Below are 15,880 nucleotides of genomic sequence, written 5' to 3'. Positions count from 1 at the left end.
GGGAAACGAGACTCGAACTCGCGACCTCAACCTTGGCAAGGTTGCGCTCTACCAACTGAGCTATTCCCGCTTGGGAGGCAAAATTCTACCCATTCTGGAAGGAGCGTCAAGGCCTTTTTTCAACCGCGCGCGTCCAGCACCTGCGCCCTTCGCACCCGGATGGGCATCCGGTGTGCCGCCGATCAACCGCTGCCCAGCTTCTTCTGTCGTGAGCGCTCGCGTGCGGCACGCTCGTCCTCGCGCAGGCTCGGCCAAGCCGCGTGCAGATACTGCAGGCCGGACCACAGCGTCAGCACCGCCGCGATGGCCAGCGTCCAGTCACCGATGTGGAAGATCGGCCAGCCCATCCAGATGTCCTCGACCGCCACGCTGGGCGCCACCGAGTACAGCAGGCACAGCAGCGCAACCATCTGCGCGGTTGTCTTCACCTTGCCGATCATCGCCACCCGCACCTTGGCACGCTGGCCAAGCTCGGCCATCCATTCGCGCAATGCCGAGACCGCGATTTCGCGGCCAACGATGACGGCGGCCCAGAACGCCATCCACGGCGTCGGATGCCCCTGCACGATAAGGAACAGCGCCACCGCCACCATCAACTTGTCCGCCACCGGGTCGAGAAAGGCGCCGAACGCCGATTCCAGCTGATAGCGGCGGGCGATCCAGCCATCGAGCCAATCGGTGATCGCGGCCAAGCCGAAGATCGCCGCCGAAGCGAAGTTGGTCCAGGTGTAGGGCAGGTAGAACACCAGCACCAGCACCGGGATCATCACGATCCGCAACAGCGTCAGCCAGGTGGGCAGGGTCAACTTCATGCTTGCGCGCTTCTCTCTCTAATCGGCCGCATCGGGCGTGGCCAACCCGTGCAGGTTAGCGTAGATACGGGCCGCGAGGGCATCATTGATGCCTTCCACCTTGGCGATCTCCGCTTCACCGGCCGCCTTCAGGCCGACCAGCCCACCGAAATGCTTCAGCAGGCTGGCACGACGACGCGGGCCGATGCCCGGGATGTCTTCCAGCCTGCTGGTCATGCGCGCCTTCTGCCGGCGGCCGCGGTGACCGGTGATGGCGAAGCGGTGCGCCTCATCGCGCACCTGCTGGATGAACTGCAGGGCGGGATTGGCGGCACCGGGGCGCAGCTCGCGGCCGTCGGGCATGACCAGCGCCTCATGACCGGCGCGGCGCTCCACGCCCTTGGCCACGCCCACCAGCAATACGCCCTCCACGCCCAGGTCGGCCAGCGCTGCCTGCGCCTGCGCCAGCTGGCCGGCGCCACCGTCGATCAGCAGCACGTCGGGCAGTACGCCCTGCTCTTCCACGGCACGGCGGAAGCGGCGGTCGATGGCCTGACGCATGGCGGCATAGTCGTCGCCCGGCTCGATGCCGCTGATGTTGTAGCGGCGATATTGGGCACGCACCGGACCGGCCGCATCGAAAACCACGCAGGACGCCACGGTCGCCTCACCCAGCGTGTGGCTGATGTCGAAGCACTCCACGCGCTTGACCGGCTCGGCCAGGCCCAGCATCTCGCGCAGGGCTTCGCTGCGTACGTGCTGCGCGTTGCGGCTGTTGAGCTCGGTGGCCAGCGTCAGCTGCGCGTTGCGGCTGGCCAGCTCTACATAACCGGCGCGCTCGCCGCGCACGTTCCACTTCAGCTGCACCTTGCGCTCGGCCGAAGCAGACAGCGCGGCCATCAGCAGATCGGCATCCGGAATCTCGCGATCCAGCAGGATCTCGCGCGGTGGCTCGAACTCGATGTAGTACTGGGAGACGAACGCCGCCAGCACTTCCTGCGGGCTGTCCTCGCCATTGGTGCGGGGGAAGAACGGGCGGGTGCCCAGGTTGCGCCCATCGCGGAATGCCAGCAGCAGCACGCAGGCCTGCGATCCCTGCATGGCCACGGCCAGCACGTCCAGGTCGGCGGCGCGGCCATCGACGTACTGGCGGGTCTGCATGCTGCGCAGCGACGAAATCAGATCACGCAGGCGCGCGGCCTGCTCGAACTCCAGTGCTTCACTGGCAGCCTGCATCTGCTCACCCAGTTCCCGGGTCAGCTCATCGCTCTTGCCTTCCAGGAACAGCGCCGCGCGGCGCACCGACTCGGCATACTCGCCTGCCGGTACCAGCTCGACGCAGGGGGCACTGCAGCGGCCGATCTGGTACTGCAGGCACGGCCGTGAGCGGTTGCGGAACACGCTGTCCTCGCAGCTGCGCAGCTTGAACAGCTTGTGCATCAGGTTCAGCGTCTCGCGCACCGCGGTGACACCCGGATACGGCCCGAAATAGCGGCCGGGGATCGCACGCGGCCCCCGGTGCAGGGCGATGCGTGGCCATTCCTCGCGGGTCAGCAGCACGTGCGGGTAGGTCTTGTCGTCACGCAGGGAGACGTTGTAACGCGGTGCCAGCGACTTGATCAGCTGGTTTTCCAGCAGCAGCGCCTCGGCCTCCGAGCGCGTGACAGTCACATCCATCCGCGTGATCTGCGAGATCATCGACATGATCCGCGCGTTCTTCGGGCTGCCATTGAAATAGCTGCCCACGCGGTTGCGAAGCGCGCGTGCCTTGCCGACGTACAGCAGGGTGTCGTCGGCGGCGTACATGCGGTACACCCCGGGGGCGGTACTGAGTTGGGCCGCGAAGGCCTTGCCGTCGAAGGCCGGGACGGGGACGTCGGTCATTCGCTGATCGGTACTTCGCTGAGTACACCACTGTCAGGGTCGAAACGCAGCACGGCGTGCGCGTCGGTCTCGGCGATCCACACCGCGCCCGCGCCCACGGCCAGGCCGGCCGGGCCATGCAGGCGCCGTGGCAGCGGTTGTGTGGTCAGTTCGCCGCCGCCCAGGCGCAGCGTGCGCAGGCGACCGTTGCCGGTATCGGCAATCCACAGCAGCGGTGCGCCCGGACTCAGTGCAATCGCCTGCGGGAACTGCAGGCTGGCGTGGGCACGCGGGCCGTCGGCTTCACCGAAGCGCCATGTGCCCTGCCCGAGCAGTGTCTGCACCAGATCCCCACGCAGCTGCAGCGCGCGGATCGAAGACCCCAGCGCGTCGGCCACGTACAGGACCTGTTGTACTACGGCAAGCGCGGTGGGTTGCGCGAAGGCAGCCAGATGCCCACTGCCGTCACGCTCGTCGATCGCGCCACTGCCGGCGCGCCATTGCAGGCTGCGCTGGCCGAGGTGGTAGCTCCAGATCCGGTTGTCACCCGCCATGGCGATATGCAGCTGGTTGTCGGCGATGGCGAGGCCGACCGGATGATCCAGCGGCACCTGCCGCGGCTGGGCGACAGGCCCTTCCACCGGCGCGCCCGGGCGTCCATTGCCGCACAGAGTGTCGACCAGACCGGTCAACAGGTTGATCCGGCGGATGGCGTGGTTGCCGGTGTCGGCGACGTACAGGGCGTCGCGCTCGAGCACCAGTGCCTGCGGCCTGTGGAAGGCGGCCTCGGCCAGATTGCCATCCATGAAATCCGCGGTCCCCAGCCCGAACTGACGAAGCACGCGGCCGCCATGGCTGCATTCGAGAATGCGGTGATGGCCGCTGTCAGCGATGTACAGGCGCTCGGTGCTGACCGCCAGGCCCAGCGGAAAGCGCAACGCATGCCGCGGCTCGGGGTGCAGCTCGTTGCCACCGCGCGGCGGGGCCGAGGGTGCACCCTCGCACAGTGCGTTCAGCGCGCGCTCGAGCTCGCCCGCAGCGCCCTGCCCGACCAGCCGCTGCCGCTCGCGTCCCTGCGCGTCGAGGAGGACCAGGGTCGGCCACGCGGTGACGCCGAAACGGCGCCAGCCGTCCCAATCCGCATCCAGCAGTACCGGGGCGGTCAGGCCCTGGCGGCGCAGCAGTTTCAACGCGGCATCGGCGTCGCGCTCGAAGTCGAAGCGCGGCACCTGCAGCACCAGCGGCTGCAGCTTGCCCGGATGGCGCGACAGCCATTGGCCGAACTCGGCCAGACGTTGTGCGCTCCAGGCAGAGGCAGCGTTGACGAACAGCAGCGCGACCGGCCGGCCGCGCAGTTCCGCCAGGGTGCAGGGGGTGGCATTGAGCCAGGTGGCGAACTCGGGCAGGTCCGGGACAGGCTGGGCGTTCATGCCCTGATTATGCCGGAGTCGACGTCATGCAACAGTCGTGCCACCGCACGTTCTGCCGCTTGGTCAACCAGGGTCCAGACCTGCTCGAAATGATCGCTGCCACCGGTGTACGGATCCGGAATGGCGGCCGCGCCCTGCCCGCCTGACCATGGCAGGTACAGGGCCAGGCGCTGGCGCTCCTGCGCGGTGGCCAACCGTCCGGCATCGCGCAGGTTGGCCTCATCGGCGCAGAGAATCCAGTCGAAGCGCTGGAAGTCATCGGCGCGCAGCTGGCGGGCACGCAGCCCGCTGATGTCAACGCCATGGCCGGCTGCGCAGGCGATCGCCCGCCGGTCCGGCGGCTCGCCCACGTGCCAGTCGCCGGTGCCGGCCGAATCGACCTGCACTCGGCCGGCCAATGGGGATGCCTCCAGGCGCGCGCGCAATGCCCCCTCGGCCATCGGCGAGCGGCAGATGTTGCCCAGGCAGACGACCAGCAGCTTCATTGCGGGGTCATGGCCCGCAGCACCGCCTCGGCCCGCTCCAGGTCCTCCGGGGTGTCGATGCCAGGCGGAAACGCTTCAGGCGAGATGGCGACGCTGATCGGGAAGCCGGCTTCCAGCACGCGCAGCTGCTCCAGCGCTTCGATCTGCTCCAGCCGGCCCGGCGGCATCGCCGCGACCTGCTGCAGGAAGCCGGCGCGGTAACCGTAGATGCCGATGTGACGAAGCCACTGGTGGCCTTCAGGCAGGGCCTCGCGGCTGCGTGCGAAACCGTCCCGGTGCCAGGCGATCGGGGCGCGGCTGAAGTACAGCGCCTCGTTGCGCACATTGCGCACCAGCTTGACCACGTTCGGATCGAACAAGGTCTCGGCGTCCTCGACCGTCGTAGCCAGGGTCGACATCGGCGCCGCGCCATCGACCAGCGCCTCGGCCACGGCGCGGATGCCGGCCGCCGGCGCGAACGGCTCATCGCCCTGCAGGTTCACCACCACGGTGTCGTCGTCCCAGCCGGCGATGCGCGCGCACTCGGCCAGGCGATCCGTGCCGGATGCATGCGATGCGGCGGTCATCGCCACCTTCACTTCGCCCAGGCCCGCCAGTGCGTCGGCGATCCGCTGATCGTCGGTGGCCACCCATACCTCGCGCGCGCCAGCCAGCAGCGCACGGCGCGCCACATGCAGCACCAGCGGATCGCCGCCGAGCAGGCGCAGCGGCTTGCCCGGCAGCCGCGAGGCGGCATAGCGGGCGGGGATGGCAACGACGAATTCAGTCATGCGGGCAGTACTCGGCAGGCTCGTTACAACGGGAATGTGGCCAGCGGCGCCTGATTGCAAGCGTCGCCCGGCCGCTCAGTTCGGTCGCAGCTTGTCCAGGCGATCGGTCAGCGCCACCCAGAACGCGGCAGGCAGTTCAGCGCGCAACGGCACGGCGTAATACCAGTCATTGCCGAACGCGCGGCACTTCACCGCGTCCTTCTCGGTCATCAACACCGGCAGCTGGCTACCAAAGGACAGTTCCTGCGGCTGGTAGGCATGGTGATCGGCGAAGGCATGCGGCACCACGCCGATGCCACGCGCACGCAGCATGTCGAAGAAGCGCTGTGGATGGGCGATGCCCGCCACGGCATGCACGCGCTGGCCCTTGAAATAGCCCAGCGGGCGCGCACGCCCCCCCGCGAGAGGCTGTGCGGTGTCGATATGCAGGGCCATCGGCCATTGACCGAATCCGCAGGCCTGCGCCGCGCCGTCCTCATCCGTCTGGCCCAGGTTGACCACGCGGAAATCGCACTCGGCAGCGCGGCTGACCGGCTCGCGCAACGGGCCGGCCGGGATCATCCGGCCGTTGCCGTAGCGGCGCTGCGCATCCACCACTTCGATTTCGATGTCACGCGCCAGCCGGTAGTGCTGCAGGCCGTCGTCGCAGACGATCACATCGCAACCGGCCTCGATCAGCGCACGGCCCGCCGCCACCCGATCGCGATCGACGCGCACCGGCACGCCGGTCTTCCAGGCAATCAGCACCGGCTCATCGCCGCCGGTTGCAACCGGCGTATCGGCCTTTACCCACTGCGCCTTGTCGGCGTTCTCGCGGCCATAGCCACGGCTCGCCACGCCTGGCGTCCAGCCGGCCGCGCGCAGACGCTCGACCAGGGCGATGGTCAACGGCGTCTTGCCGGTGCCGCCAGCGGTGATGTTGCCGACCACGATGACCGGCACCGGCAACGTGTGGCGCTTGCGCCAACCACGCTGGTACAGGCGTCGCCGCAGCGCGGTGACGCCGGCATACAACGGAGCCAGCAGGCGCATGGGCCATGGAACCGAACTGCCGTCATACCAGTACGGCGGGGTCTGGGTACCCTTGCCTGCCATCAGTCCTGCCTTTCGCGGAACTGCATGCTGTGCAGGTGCTGGTACAGGCCACCCATGGCAAGCAGCTCATGATGGGTGCCACGTTCGACGATGCGGCCGTGATCCATCACCAGCACCTGGTCGGCGTGCTCGATGGTGGACAGGCGGTGGGCGATCACCAGCGTGGTGCGCTCCGGCATCAGTCGCTGCAGCGCGTCCTGCACCAGCCGTTCGGATTCATTGTCCAGCGCCGCGGTGGCTTCATCCAGGATCAGGATCGGCGCATCACGCAGGATCGCGCGGGCGATCGCCAGGCGCTGGCGCTGGCCACCGGACAGCAGCGCACCGTTCTCGCCCACCGGCGTCTGCAGCTGCTGTGGCATGCGTGCGATGAATTCCCAGGCATTGGCCGCTTCGGCCGCGGCACGGATCTGCTCGTCGGTCGCATCCATGCCATAGGCGATGTTGGCAGCGATGGTGTCGTCGAACAGCATGACCTTCTGCCCGACGATCGCCACCTGCCGGCGCAGGTCAGCCAGCGGATAGTCATCCAGGGGTACGCCGTCCAGCCGGATGACGCCGCCGTTGGGCTCGTAGAACCGTGGCACCAGCCGGATCAGGCTGGTCTTGCCGCTGCCGGAACGACCAACGATGGCGGTGACCGTTCCGGGCCTGGCAACGAAACTGATGTCATCCAGGGCGATGCCGCTGTCTTCGCGATAACGCAGCATCACGTGCTCGAACGACAGTTCACCGCGTACGCGCTGCACGACATGCGTGCCGTCGTCGCGCTCGACCGGCATGTCGATGATGCCGAACAGGCGCTCGGCCGCCGCGACGCCACGCGAGATCGAGGTCTGCACGCTGGTCAGGCGCCGCAGCGAAGGGATGATCGCCATCATCGAGGTCATCAGGCCCATGAACTGGCCCGCATTGAGCTTGCCGGCCAGTGCTTCGCGGGTGGACACCCAGACGATCACCGCCAGGGCCAGCGCAGCGAGGAACTGGACTACGCTGGACGCGGCGGCACGCGTCACTTCAACTTTCATGTTCAGCGCGAGCATGCGGTTGGCCAGGCGCGAGTAACGGGCGATCTCATGCGCCTGCGTGCCATGCACCTTCACTTCCTGCTGCGCGGCGAGCGACTGTTCCGCCGTCTGCGCCATCGTGCCCATGCCGTCCTGGATGCCGCGGCTGATGCGGCGGTAGCGCTTGCCGACATAGGACACGATGCCGCCGATCAGCGGCACCACCAGCAGCATCGCCAGGGTCACCTTCACGCTCATCTGCAGCATCACCACCAGCATGGCGATGATGGTCAGGGTGTCGGCGACCACGGTCTTCAGTGCGTCGGCGCTGGCCTGGGTGACCTGCTCGGTGTCGAAGTTGAGGCGGCTGACCATCACCGGCGTCGCCTCGTTGTCGAAGTGCGAAGACGGCAGGTGCAGGTACTTCTGCAGAACCTGCTCGCGCAGGTCGCGGACCACGCTGCGCCCGGTCTTGGCCAGCGTGTAGTCGCTGACCCAGGTGGCCAGGCTGCGCATCAGGAACAGGCCCAGGATGGTCAGCGGAAGGATCACCGCCATGCGCGGCTCCGGGTTGACGAAGCCCCGGTTGACCAGCGGCTCCATCAGCTTGGTGAAGTGATAGCCGGCCAGTGCTTCGACCACCATCGCGATGACCGCGGCCACCATGAACACCCAATAGGCCCGGGTATAGCCCAGCAGGCGTTTGTAGATCGGCCACACCGGCGCGTGTTTGGAACTCATGGACGCACCTCTGGCGCAGTGGCGATTGCAATACGGCGGAAACCGAGCTGACCGAGCGCATCCTGCGCGGTCACGACGGCCTGGTAGGGAGTACGCGCGTCGGCACGCAGCAGCACGGTCTGTTCGCGATCACTGCCCGCCACAGCGGCAATGGTCTGCTTGACCGACTCGACGTCGCTGCGCAGCACTTCCTGGTCATTGATGAAATAGCGGCCATCGGCATTGATCAGCACGCTCAACGAACGCGGTGGTTCATCGCTGTGCTGCTGGCTGGCGGTGGGCAGCTGCACCTGCAGCGTCGAACGTGCATCGAAGGTGGTGGTGACCACGAAGAAGATGATCAGCACCAGGATGACATCGATCAGCGGTACCAGATCGATATGCGGCTCATCCTGGGATCGGTCGTTGCCGATACGCATCGATCAGGCCTTCGCCGGGGCGGGCGCAGCGGCACGTGCAGCCGATGCCGGTGCAGGCGCCATCACGCCGGGACGGCCATCGAGCGTATCCAGCAACGCGCTGGCTTCCTGTTCCATCTCCACCACGTAGCCGTGGATCCGGCCCTTGAAATAGCGATGGAACATCAGCGCAGGAATCGCCACGATCATGCCGGTGGCGGTGCAGACCAGGGCCTTGCCGATGCCACCGGCCAACTGGTTCACATCGCCCACGCCGTGGTCGAGGATGCCCAGGAACATCTGGATCATGCCGATCACCGTGCCGAGCAGGCCCAGCAGCGGGCCGGCCGAGGCAATGGTGCCGAGCGCGTTGAGGAACCGCTCCATGCGGTGTACCAGGTGGCGGCCGGTGTCCTCGATGCGCTCGCGGATCTGGTCGCGCGGACGATTGCGTGCTTCCAGCGCGGCGGCCAGCAGCGCTCCCAGTGGCGAGTTGGCACGCAGCGTCTGCAGATGGGCAGGATCGAGCTTGCCGCGCGCAGCCCAGTTGCGCACTTCCTGGCCCAGCCCCGGTGGCAGCACTTCAGCGCGCCGCAGGGACCAGAAGCGCTCCAGGACGATTGCCAAAGCCAGTACGCCCAACAGCAGCAGCGGCACCATCGGCCAGCCACCGGCCTTGACCAGTTCCCACACGTTTCAACCCTCCGGCCCAGCGGCCGCCTGTTCGATCGGCGATAGGATAGCAGCCGACCGCGCCCGCCCAGCGGCATCCCACCACCGGGCCGCGTGGATGCGCTGTTCACGCAGCTGCAGGCCTTGTGCGCCAAGCCATATGCGGATCGCGCCGGATTCGGCCGTAGCCAGCACTTCGGCGCCCACGGCGCGCCAGCGCTGCACCACGTCACGTTTCGGGTGGCCAAAACGGTTCTGGTGCCCGGCCGAGACCACGGCCAGCCGGGGAGCCACCGCTGCCACCCAGGCCGGATCCGAACTGCCCCCGCTGCCATGATGCGGAACCAGGACCACGTCCGCGCGCAGCTCGCCGGGCGCCCGCTCCACCAGGCGCCGTTCGGTCGCCGCGCCGATGTCGCCGGCCAGCAGGATCACGCCATGTGCGCTGGCGATGCGCAGCACGCAGCTGTCCTCGTTGCCGGCCGTCGGCACGTCGGGCCCGGGATGCAGCACCTCGAAGTCCACCCCGTCCCACCGCCAGCGAACGCCGCGATGGCAGCTGCCGGCACCGTCGAGGCTGCTGCCTGGGGGTGCCAGCAGCTCCAGGTGCGGCAGCTGCCGGCGCAGCCGCGGCAGTGCGCCGGTGTGATCCAGATGGTCATGACTGAGCACCACGCGACCGGGCGGCACCTGACCCAGCGCACGTACGGCCGGCAGCAGGACCCGTTCATCGCCATCGCCACCGATCGCAGGGCCGACGTCGTACCACAATGCATGCCGTGCCGTGCGCACCAGCACCGCCGTGCCCTGCCCGACATCATGCACCAGCAGCTGCACCTCCCCGGCAGCCGGTATGTCACGTGACGGCCATGACAGCGGCAGGCACAGCAGCGCGCCGGCCAGCACGCCGCCGGCCCCGCGCGGCAGCAACCACCAGAACAGGCCCGCCAAGGCCGCTGGCACGGTCCACGCCGGAGCCTCGGCCAGCCACCACATCGCCTGCGGGTGGTCTGCCAGCGGCTGCAGGGCCTGCCAGCTGAGGTCGAACAGCCAGGACGCTGCGCGCCAGGGCCATCGTCCCGCCCCGCTGTACAGGGCATCCAGAGCGGTGCCAAGCAGTGCCAGTGGCACCACCAGCAGGCTCCACCACGGGATGACCGGCAGATTGACCAGAGGCCCCAGGCGCGCGGCGCCTCCGAACAGGGCCACGCACAGCGGCAGGAGGCCGAGACTGGCCACCCCCTGGGCCGCGAAGAAGGCCTGCAGGCGGCCCCCCACACTGTCGGCGCTTGCCGTCGGCAGGCACCACAGCAGCCAGAGCACGCCACCGAAGCTGAGCCAGAAGCCGGCCGACAGCACGGACAGTGGTGCTGGCAACAGCAGCACCAGGGCCGCCAGTGACACGGCCTGGACCACGTCGGGAGGTCGCCTCCCCCCGCGTGCCAGGGCGATCAGCCCGATCATCAACGCCGTGCGTACGGTCGGCAGTTCCGCGCCGGCCACCAGGGCATAGCCGGCCGCTGCCAGCGCGGCGGAACACGCAGCGGCCTGCGGACGCGGCCAATGACGGGCCAGCGACGGCAACAGCCACCACACTGCGCTGCACAGCAGTGCCGCGCAGCCACCCACCAGGCCCACGTGGAAGCCCGAGATGGCGATCAGGTGGGTCAGCCCCAGCGCACGTAACTGATTCCAATCGGTGTCGGACAGCCATCGGGTATCGCCCAGCGCGAGCGCGCGGATGAAGCGCGATGCGGGGCTGGGAACCTGCATTGCAATCGCATCGCTGCTGCGCTCGCGCCAGGCCAGCAGCCCGTCCGGCGCCTGCAGTTCACGCGCACTGCCCGCTGCACGCACCGTGCCGTGACCGGCAATGCCGGCCAGCACGGCATGACGTTCCGCGTCGAAGCCGCCAGGATTGATCCGCGAGCGTGGCGCCCGCAGCCGCAACGGCAACCGCCACTGCGCCCCCGCACGGACCTGATGACGGCCCCCACCCTCAACGCGCGTGCGGGTTCCGGGCCATGGATCGCCCCAGGTGATCTGCAGGCGCTTGCCCGCCAGTGCGGGATGCCCCGGTACATCGCCGACCTGCAGGACGAAACGGGTATGGCCGCCCGCCGTTACCGGCAGATCGACGACGCGCCCGCTGACCACGGCATCGCGGACCGGCATGGCCGGCGGCAGTTGCTGCTGCAGCGTCCATTGACCATGCAGGGCCGCCCACGCTGCGCCGAACAGCAGCGCGGCAACCGCGCGGCCGCGCCACGGCAGCGCCCACCCCAGGCCGGCCACGGTGCTCGCCAGCGCGCAGCTCCAGAGCGGTGGCAACGCGGGCAGCAGCACGCACGCCAGGGCGCCGCTGACGAACGCGGCAGTGCAGACCCCGCCAATGGGAGCGGGCAACGGAGTATCGGCGGCCATCGCATCAGCCTGCCGCGTGCTGCCCCTGTCCTCCTATCAGGCAACGACCCGCGCAGCGGTCAGCGCCGCACGCTGCCGCGATGGAAATTGACCCGGAAGCTGGCGCCGCCGCCGACGGCTTCACCCACACTGACCGAGCCACCGTGATGCTGGACGATCTCCTTGACCAGGTGCAGGCCCAACCCGCTGCCACTGCCCGCCGCACGCAGTCGATGGAAGGGCTCGAAGATCGCCTCGCGGTCGCCGACCGGCACGCCCGCGCCCTGGTCGCTGACTTCCAGCAGACCGGTCCGGTCAAGACGTACGCAGATCGTGCCACGCCCGCCGCCATGAACGATGGCGTTGTGCACCAGATTGGCGATGACCCGCCCCAGCGCCAGGCTGTCACCGTGGATCCACACCGGCGTCTCTGGTGCGTCCACCTCGAAACCGTAGCCGGCGCCCACCACCAGCGGAGCCAGTTCGGCCGCCGCTTCGCGCACCACCAGGGCCAGATCCAACCGTTGCATCGCACTGGTGTTGCGATCCAGCCGCTGCAGATCCAGCAGGTGCTCGGCCACGTTGCCCAGGCGAGCAATGTCGGTCAGCAACTGCGATTTCAACTCGCCCTGCGGCAGCTGCGACAGGCGCGCCTGCACCACGGCAATCGGCACGCGCAGCTCATGCGCGGCATCAGCAAGAAACTTGTCACGCGCCGCATAGCCCTGCTGCACCTTGTCGATGGCATCGTTGAACGCCTCCACCAGCGGTGCTACCTCGGTCGAGACCAGCTGCGCGTCCAGCCGCGCGCCCGGCTGGCCGATGTCCAGTTCCTTGGCCTGCTGCGCGGAGCGTCGGACACCTCGCATCGCGCGGTGGATCACGGTCGGCATCACCAGCAGGGTGACCACGATCAGCGGCAGGAAGAACCACAGGCCAATCAGGCGCAGCACCATCAGCGCGCCATCCAGCAGGCCGCCCTTCGGTGCGCCCCCCACCATCACCGTGATGCGACGCCCGTCCTCGTTGCGGATCATCACCCGCGCCACGTCCAGATAGGGCGGCACCAGTGAACCCAGTTCGGTGGCACCCAGCGTCGGCAGCCGCGCCAGCAGCGGCGCATGGATCGCCGGTACCTTGCCACGCTCGAGCCAGGCTCCCCGGTCATCGACGGCGGCGAACCAGAGGTTGCCACCGGCGCGCGCATCCAGCTTCTGCCAGCGTGCCTCGTCCAGCGCCAGGCCCCCATCCTGGCTGTGCACGGCCTTGGCCACCGCCTCGGCGGTGAACATGTCCATGCCCCAGGAATCCTTGTCACCCCAGGTGAGGATCAGTGCGACCACGGCGAACAGCACGGTGAACGCCTGCGCCAGGAACAACCGCCAGGCCAGGCCGAGGGTGATCGATCGGATCGGTCGCGCCATGTCAGGCCTCCGCCAGCAGGTAGCCGACGCCGCGGATGACATGGATCTCCACGCCAGCGCCCGCCTGTTGCAGCGCCTTGCGCAGTTTGGAGATGTGCGCATCCAGCGCGTTGGACTGGATCTCGTCATCGAAACCGTAGACCGCCGCCTCCAATGCGCTGCGCGTGACCGTGCGCCCCTGCCGCATCGCCAGCGCCTGCAGCACCAGCACCTGGCGGCGCGGCAGTGCCAGTGTCTGGCCCTGCACCTGCGCCTGCAGCGATTCGAAGTCGAATTCCAGCTGCCCAAGCCGCAGGCTGGGGGTGACCATCGCCGATGGCCGACGCGATACCGCGCGGATGCGTGCCATCAGTTCTTCGATCGCCACCGGCTTGACCAGATAGTCATCGGCACCGACATCCAGGCCCTCGACCTTGTCCGACAGCGTGCCCTTGGCGGTCAGCATGATCACCGCCAGATTCGGCCGCAACGTGCGTGCGGTGGCGACGAAGGTGGCACCATCGCCGTCCGGCAGCTGGCGGTCGAGCAGCATCAGCTGGTGCACCGGTTCGCGCAACGCGATGGCGGCTTCGGCGAGGCTGCCGACCACGTCGGCGACCACGCCCTGCCGCTCCAGCCCGGACTGCAGGGCCCGCGAGAGGTCGGGATCATCTTCGACCAGAAGAATGCGCATGGAGGTCTCTGCTGCGGGAAACGGTTCGGATCATTGTGCCAGCCAGGGCCCCGTCGCGCTCCGTATGCATCGACGCAATGTTGCGACAATGTTGACACCGCAGCATGCAGCCTCATCCCCTGCAAAGCTGTCGATCGATGCCCTTGTCGCCCTCTGCCCTGCTGCGCCCGATGCTGTTCTCCGCCGTGCTGTCGATGCCGCTGCTGGCCCAGGCGGCGGAACAGACACCCGGCGTGAAGGCCGGGATCACGGTCGGCGCGACATCGGGCGCCTACGCGCACTACGACGTCAAGCCATTGGTCGTGCCCGCCCTCTCCTGGCAGGGCGAGCGCTTCTTCGCCAGCCCCGGCTCGCTGGGCATGTACCTGTACAAGGGCGAGGGCCTGCGCCTGTCGGCGGCGCTCACACCCTACACGCTGCGCTTCAAGACCGATGACGTGAACGATCCACAGCTGCGCCGCCTGCACAGCCGGCAGATGTCGGCGATGGGAGGCATCAATGCCGAATACAGCGCCGACTGGGGCATCGTCGAAGCCAGTGTGATGCGCGAGATCAGCGGCCATGGTGGCGGCCTGGAATCAAGCCTGTACTACAGCTATCCGCTGCAGGCCGGTCGTTTCACCTGGGTGCCGAGGGCCGGAGTGGTGCATTCCAGTGCGCGCCTGCTCGATTACTACTACGGCATCAGCGACGAGGAAGCACTGCGTTCGGGCCTGGCCGCCTACAGCCCCGGCAGCGCCACCTCGCCGAGCGTGCAGATCGCGGTCAGCACGCCACTGGGCAGCAGATGGCGCGCCACCGGCGTAGTGGCCAACCAATGGTTCGGCGATGCGGTCAAGGACAGCCCGATGGCGCGCCGTGGCAGCCAGACATCCGCCTTCATTTCCCTGATGCGTTCGTTCTGACCGAGCGCTCCCCGGACGAGGAATCCCCATGGCCTCCCCCAGCCCCGCAGCCGATGCGCACGCGATCCTGCGCGCCCCCGATCTGGACAGCGCCGAACGCGCGTATCTCGGCCTTCTGCCGGACCTGGACCACGTCGATGCACTGACCCGTCGTGCAGTGGGCCTGTCGAAGGTAGCCGACGCGGCACGCGGCTACGCCCTGTCGATGACCCTGATCGGCCTTCGCCTGCAGGAACTGGAGATGGGTGAGCCCTGCACGACGGAGCACCGCCAGGCGACACTGCGCAGCCTGCGCCAGGCCTTCAGCGCCTGACCGCCCCCCAGAACGGCACCCGTCCGCAGCCGATGCGGGCCACGCGTGTCCGAGTGTGCGGCACGCCGGCACGCAGGTGCGCCATCAGCGGCAGGTCGTCCAGGCCAGCACTGCACACAGGATGGCCACCCAGACCACGGCCTTGAACGTGCCTGCCAGCATGTTGCCGCCGAACAACAGTTCGAGCAGCGGGTTGGGCCTGGAAACGGGAACGTGATCGCTCATTGCAGCTGCTCCTTGTGATGGCCGCGATTGCGCGGGCGCCGCAAGTCTACGCCTGCCCGGTGCGGATTCATCGGCGCCTGGCTGCGTTTGGCGGCTCAATCCGGGCGTTCGTCGCAGGCCGGCTGTGGTCCCGGCGGCGAAGTGCCAGTCTGCCTGCACTTTCCCGCTGGAGCACCGTGCCATGCCGATGCTTGCCCTGTTGCTGCTGTGCGCTGGCGCGTTCGGTCACGCCACCAGTGCCGACGAGCCCGTGCTGGTCGATCTGCCCCTACAGTCCGGATCATCGACGAGGGTGGCGCAGCCCGCCATGCAGCGCGAACTGGAACCTGCGAGCCTGCGGCTCTTCCACCTGCGCCAGGATCGACTGCTGCGGGTGGGACAGCAGTGCCTGTCGCAGGAACAGGCCGATGGCCATCGCGAAATCGTCGGCGAGGCACGCATGATCCAGCTGTGGGAGCGTATCGATGGGCACTGGCGGATACGGCGGACGCTCGTCATTGACCACCGGGCCACGCGGACGTGACATCACGCGGCCATTGCATGCGCCCATGAAAAAAGCCGGCGATGGCCGGCCTTTCGTATTACCACCGCTGCACCGGCAGGGCCGGGAGCCAGGTGGTGGGCGGTACAGGGTTCGAACCTGTGACCCCTACCATGTCAAGGTAGTGCTCTACCGCTGAGCTAA

General features: G+C 68.2%; 16 protein-coding genes. 3 read left to right on the top strand and 13 right to left on the bottom strand.

Going from position 1 to position 15,880, the window contains the following annotated elements:
* Window positions 1-182: 182 nt before the first annotated feature.
* The 12 genes from pgsA to QMZ25_RS05175 form a co-directional block, all read right to left on the bottom strand.
* Window positions 183-812, bottom strand: a complete 630-nt coding sequence (gene pgsA, locus QMZ25_RS05230; protein WP_065181239.1) for a CDP-diacylglycerol--glycerol-3-phosphate 3-phosphatidyltransferase — start codon at window positions 810-812, stop codon at window positions 183-185.
* Window positions 813-830: 18 nt separating this feature from the next.
* Entirely contained in the window at window positions 831-2,675 is a 1,845-nt protein-coding gene (uvrC, locus tag QMZ25_RS05225; protein WP_053519959.1) for an excinuclease ABC subunit UvrC, read from the bottom strand.
* A complete protein-coding gene (locus QMZ25_RS05220; protein WP_283219226.1) occupies window positions 2,672-4,084 on the bottom strand; it encodes a hypothetical protein in 1,413 nt (470 codons plus the stop codon). The genes uvrC and QMZ25_RS05220 overlap by 4 nt, the downstream gene beginning before the upstream one ends.
* Window positions 4,081-4,569: a low molecular weight protein-tyrosine-phosphatase gene (locus QMZ25_RS05215; RefSeq protein WP_065175871.1), complete on the bottom strand. Its 489-nt coding sequence runs from the start codon at window positions 4,567-4,569 to the stop codon at window positions 4,081-4,083. The genes QMZ25_RS05220 and QMZ25_RS05215 overlap by 4 nt, the downstream gene beginning before the upstream one ends.
* Window positions 4,566-5,339 carry a 3-deoxy-manno-octulosonate cytidylyltransferase gene (gene kdsB / locus QMZ25_RS05210; RefSeq protein ID WP_111186050.1) on the bottom strand — a complete coding sequence of 258 codons (774 nt, stop codon included), beginning with the start codon at window positions 5,337-5,339 and terminating at the stop codon, window positions 4,566-4,568. The genes QMZ25_RS05215 and kdsB overlap by 4 nt, the downstream gene beginning before the upstream one ends.
* 75 nt (window positions 5,340-5,414) lie before the next feature.
* Window positions 5,415-6,434, bottom strand: a complete 1,020-nt coding sequence (gene lpxK, locus QMZ25_RS05205; protein WP_283219225.1) for a tetraacyldisaccharide 4'-kinase — start codon at window positions 6,432-6,434, stop codon at window positions 5,415-5,417.
* Complete coding sequence (gene msbA / locus QMZ25_RS05200) at window positions 6,434-8,182, bottom strand: lipid A export permease/ATP-binding protein MsbA (RefSeq protein WP_053519964.1); 1,749 nt, start codon at window positions 8,180-8,182, stop codon at window positions 6,434-6,436. Before msbA ends, lpxK begins: the two co-directional genes overlap by 1 nt.
* Window positions 8,179-8,601 (bottom strand): biopolymer transporter ExbD, encoded by a 423-nt coding sequence (locus QMZ25_RS05195; RefSeq protein ID WP_053519965.1) that lies wholly within the window; start codon window positions 8,599-8,601, stop codon window positions 8,179-8,181. The genes msbA and QMZ25_RS05195 overlap by 4 nt, the downstream gene beginning before the upstream one ends.
* Window positions 8,602-8,604: 3 nt before the next feature.
* A complete protein-coding gene (locus tag QMZ25_RS05190) occupies window positions 8,605-9,273 on the bottom strand; it encodes a MotA/TolQ/ExbB proton channel family protein (protein WP_053519966.1) in 669 nt (222 codons plus the stop codon).
* A gap of 3 nt (window positions 9,274-9,276) precedes the next feature.
* Complete coding sequence (locus tag QMZ25_RS05185) at window positions 9,277-11,676, bottom strand: DNA internalization-related competence protein ComEC/Rec2 (RefSeq protein ID WP_283219224.1); 2,400 nt, start codon at window positions 11,674-11,676, stop codon at window positions 9,277-9,279.
* A gap of 59 nt (window positions 11,677-11,735) precedes the next feature.
* Window positions 11,736-13,079, bottom strand: coding sequence for a HAMP domain-containing sensor histidine kinase (locus tag QMZ25_RS05180; RefSeq protein WP_053519968.1), 1,344 nt, complete (start codon window positions 13,077-13,079; stop codon window positions 11,736-11,738).
* 1 nt (window position 13,080) lies between these two features.
* Complete coding sequence (locus QMZ25_RS05175) at window positions 13,081-13,752, bottom strand: response regulator transcription factor (protein WP_065175867.1); 672 nt, start codon at window positions 13,750-13,752, stop codon at window positions 13,081-13,083.
* A gap of 137 nt (window positions 13,753-13,889) precedes the next feature.
* Here QMZ25_RS05175 and QMZ25_RS05170 point away from each other — a divergent pair, with 137 nt between their 5' ends.
* Entirely contained in the window at window positions 13,890-14,657 is a 768-nt protein-coding gene (locus tag QMZ25_RS05170) for a MipA/OmpV family protein (protein WP_053519970.1), read from the top strand.
* Window positions 14,658-14,685: 28 nt separating this feature from the next.
* Window positions 14,686-14,970 carry a hypothetical protein gene (locus tag QMZ25_RS05165; RefSeq protein ID WP_065175865.1) on the top strand — a complete coding sequence of 95 codons (285 nt, stop codon included), beginning with the start codon at window positions 14,686-14,688 and terminating at the stop codon, window positions 14,968-14,970.
* An 84-nt stretch (window positions 14,971-15,054) separates the two neighbouring features.
* On the opposite strand, the gene QMZ25_RS05160 is transcribed toward QMZ25_RS05165, so the two are convergent.
* Window positions 15,055-15,195: a hypothetical protein gene (locus tag QMZ25_RS05160; RefSeq protein WP_181452099.1), complete on the bottom strand. Its 141-nt coding sequence runs from the start codon at window positions 15,193-15,195 to the stop codon at window positions 15,055-15,057.
* Between the two features lie 181 nt (window positions 15,196-15,376).
* Here QMZ25_RS05160 and QMZ25_RS05155 point away from each other — a divergent pair, with 181 nt between their 5' ends.
* A complete protein-coding gene (locus tag QMZ25_RS05155) occupies window positions 15,377-15,718 on the top strand; it encodes a hypothetical protein (protein WP_065181234.1) in 342 nt (113 codons plus the stop codon).
* Window positions 15,719-15,880 lie beyond the last annotated feature (162 nt).

Source organism: Stenotrophomonas sp. RS-48, assembly GCF_030053245.1.
Lineage (GTDB): Bacteria > Pseudomonadota > Gammaproteobacteria > Xanthomonadales > Xanthomonadaceae > Stenotrophomonas > Stenotrophomonas maltophilia_P.
The sequence above is the reverse complement of the archived record's forward strand: the minus strand, read 5'-3'. Positions and strand labels throughout refer to the sequence as shown.

Excerpts from the sequence above, each read along its gene's own strand:
- pgsA (WP_065181239.1), bottom strand. The coding sequence starts at position 812 with ATGAAGTTGACCCTGCCCACCTGGCTGACGCTGTTGCGGATCGTGATG.
- uvrC (WP_053519959.1), bottom strand. The coding sequence starts at position 2,675 with ATGACCGACGTCCCCGTCCCGGCCTTCGACGGCAAGGCCTTCGCGGCC.
- QMZ25_RS05220 (WP_283219226.1), bottom strand. The coding sequence starts at position 4,084 with ATGAACGCCCAGCCTGTCCCGGACCTGCCCGAGTTCGCCACCTGGCTC.
- QMZ25_RS05215 (WP_065175871.1), bottom strand. The coding sequence starts at position 4,569 with ATGAAGCTGCTGGTCGTCTGCCTGGGCAACATCTGCCGCTCGCCGATG.
- kdsB (WP_111186050.1), bottom strand. The coding sequence starts at position 5,339 with ATGACTGAATTCGTCGTTGCCATCCCCGCCCGCTATGCCGCCTCGCGG.
- lpxK (WP_283219225.1), bottom strand. The coding sequence starts at position 6,434 with ATGGCAGGCAAGGGTACCCAGACCCCGCCGTACTGGTATGACGGCAGT.
- msbA (WP_053519964.1), bottom strand. The coding sequence starts at position 8,182 with ATGAGTTCCAAACACGCGCCGGTGTGGCCGATCTACAAACGCCTGCTG.
- QMZ25_RS05195 (WP_053519965.1), bottom strand. The coding sequence starts at position 8,601 with ATGCGTATCGGCAACGACCGATCCCAGGATGAGCCGCATATCGATCTG.
- QMZ25_RS05185 (WP_283219224.1), bottom strand. The coding sequence starts at position 11,676 with ATGGCCGCCGATACTCCGTTGCCCGCTCCCATTGGCGGGGTCTGCACT.
- QMZ25_RS05180 (WP_053519968.1), bottom strand. The coding sequence starts at position 13,079 with ATGGCGCGACCGATCCGATCGATCACCCTCGGCCTGGCCTGGCGGTTG.
- QMZ25_RS05175 (WP_065175867.1), bottom strand. The coding sequence starts at position 13,752 with ATGCGCATTCTTCTGGTCGAAGATGATCCCGACCTCTCGCGGGCCCTG.
- QMZ25_RS05170 (WP_053519970.1), top strand. The coding sequence starts at position 13,890 with ATGCCCTTGTCGCCCTCTGCCCTGCTGCGCCCGATGCTGTTCTCCGCC.
- QMZ25_RS05165 (WP_065175865.1), top strand. The coding sequence starts at position 14,686 with ATGGCCTCCCCCAGCCCCGCAGCCGATGCGCACGCGATCCTGCGCGCC.
- QMZ25_RS05160 (WP_181452099.1), bottom strand. The coding sequence starts at position 15,195 with ATGAGCGATCACGTTCCCGTTTCCAGGCCCAACCCGCTGCTCGAACTG.
- QMZ25_RS05155 (WP_065181234.1), top strand. The coding sequence starts at position 15,377 with ATGCCGATGCTTGCCCTGTTGCTGCTGTGCGCTGGCGCGTTCGGTCAC.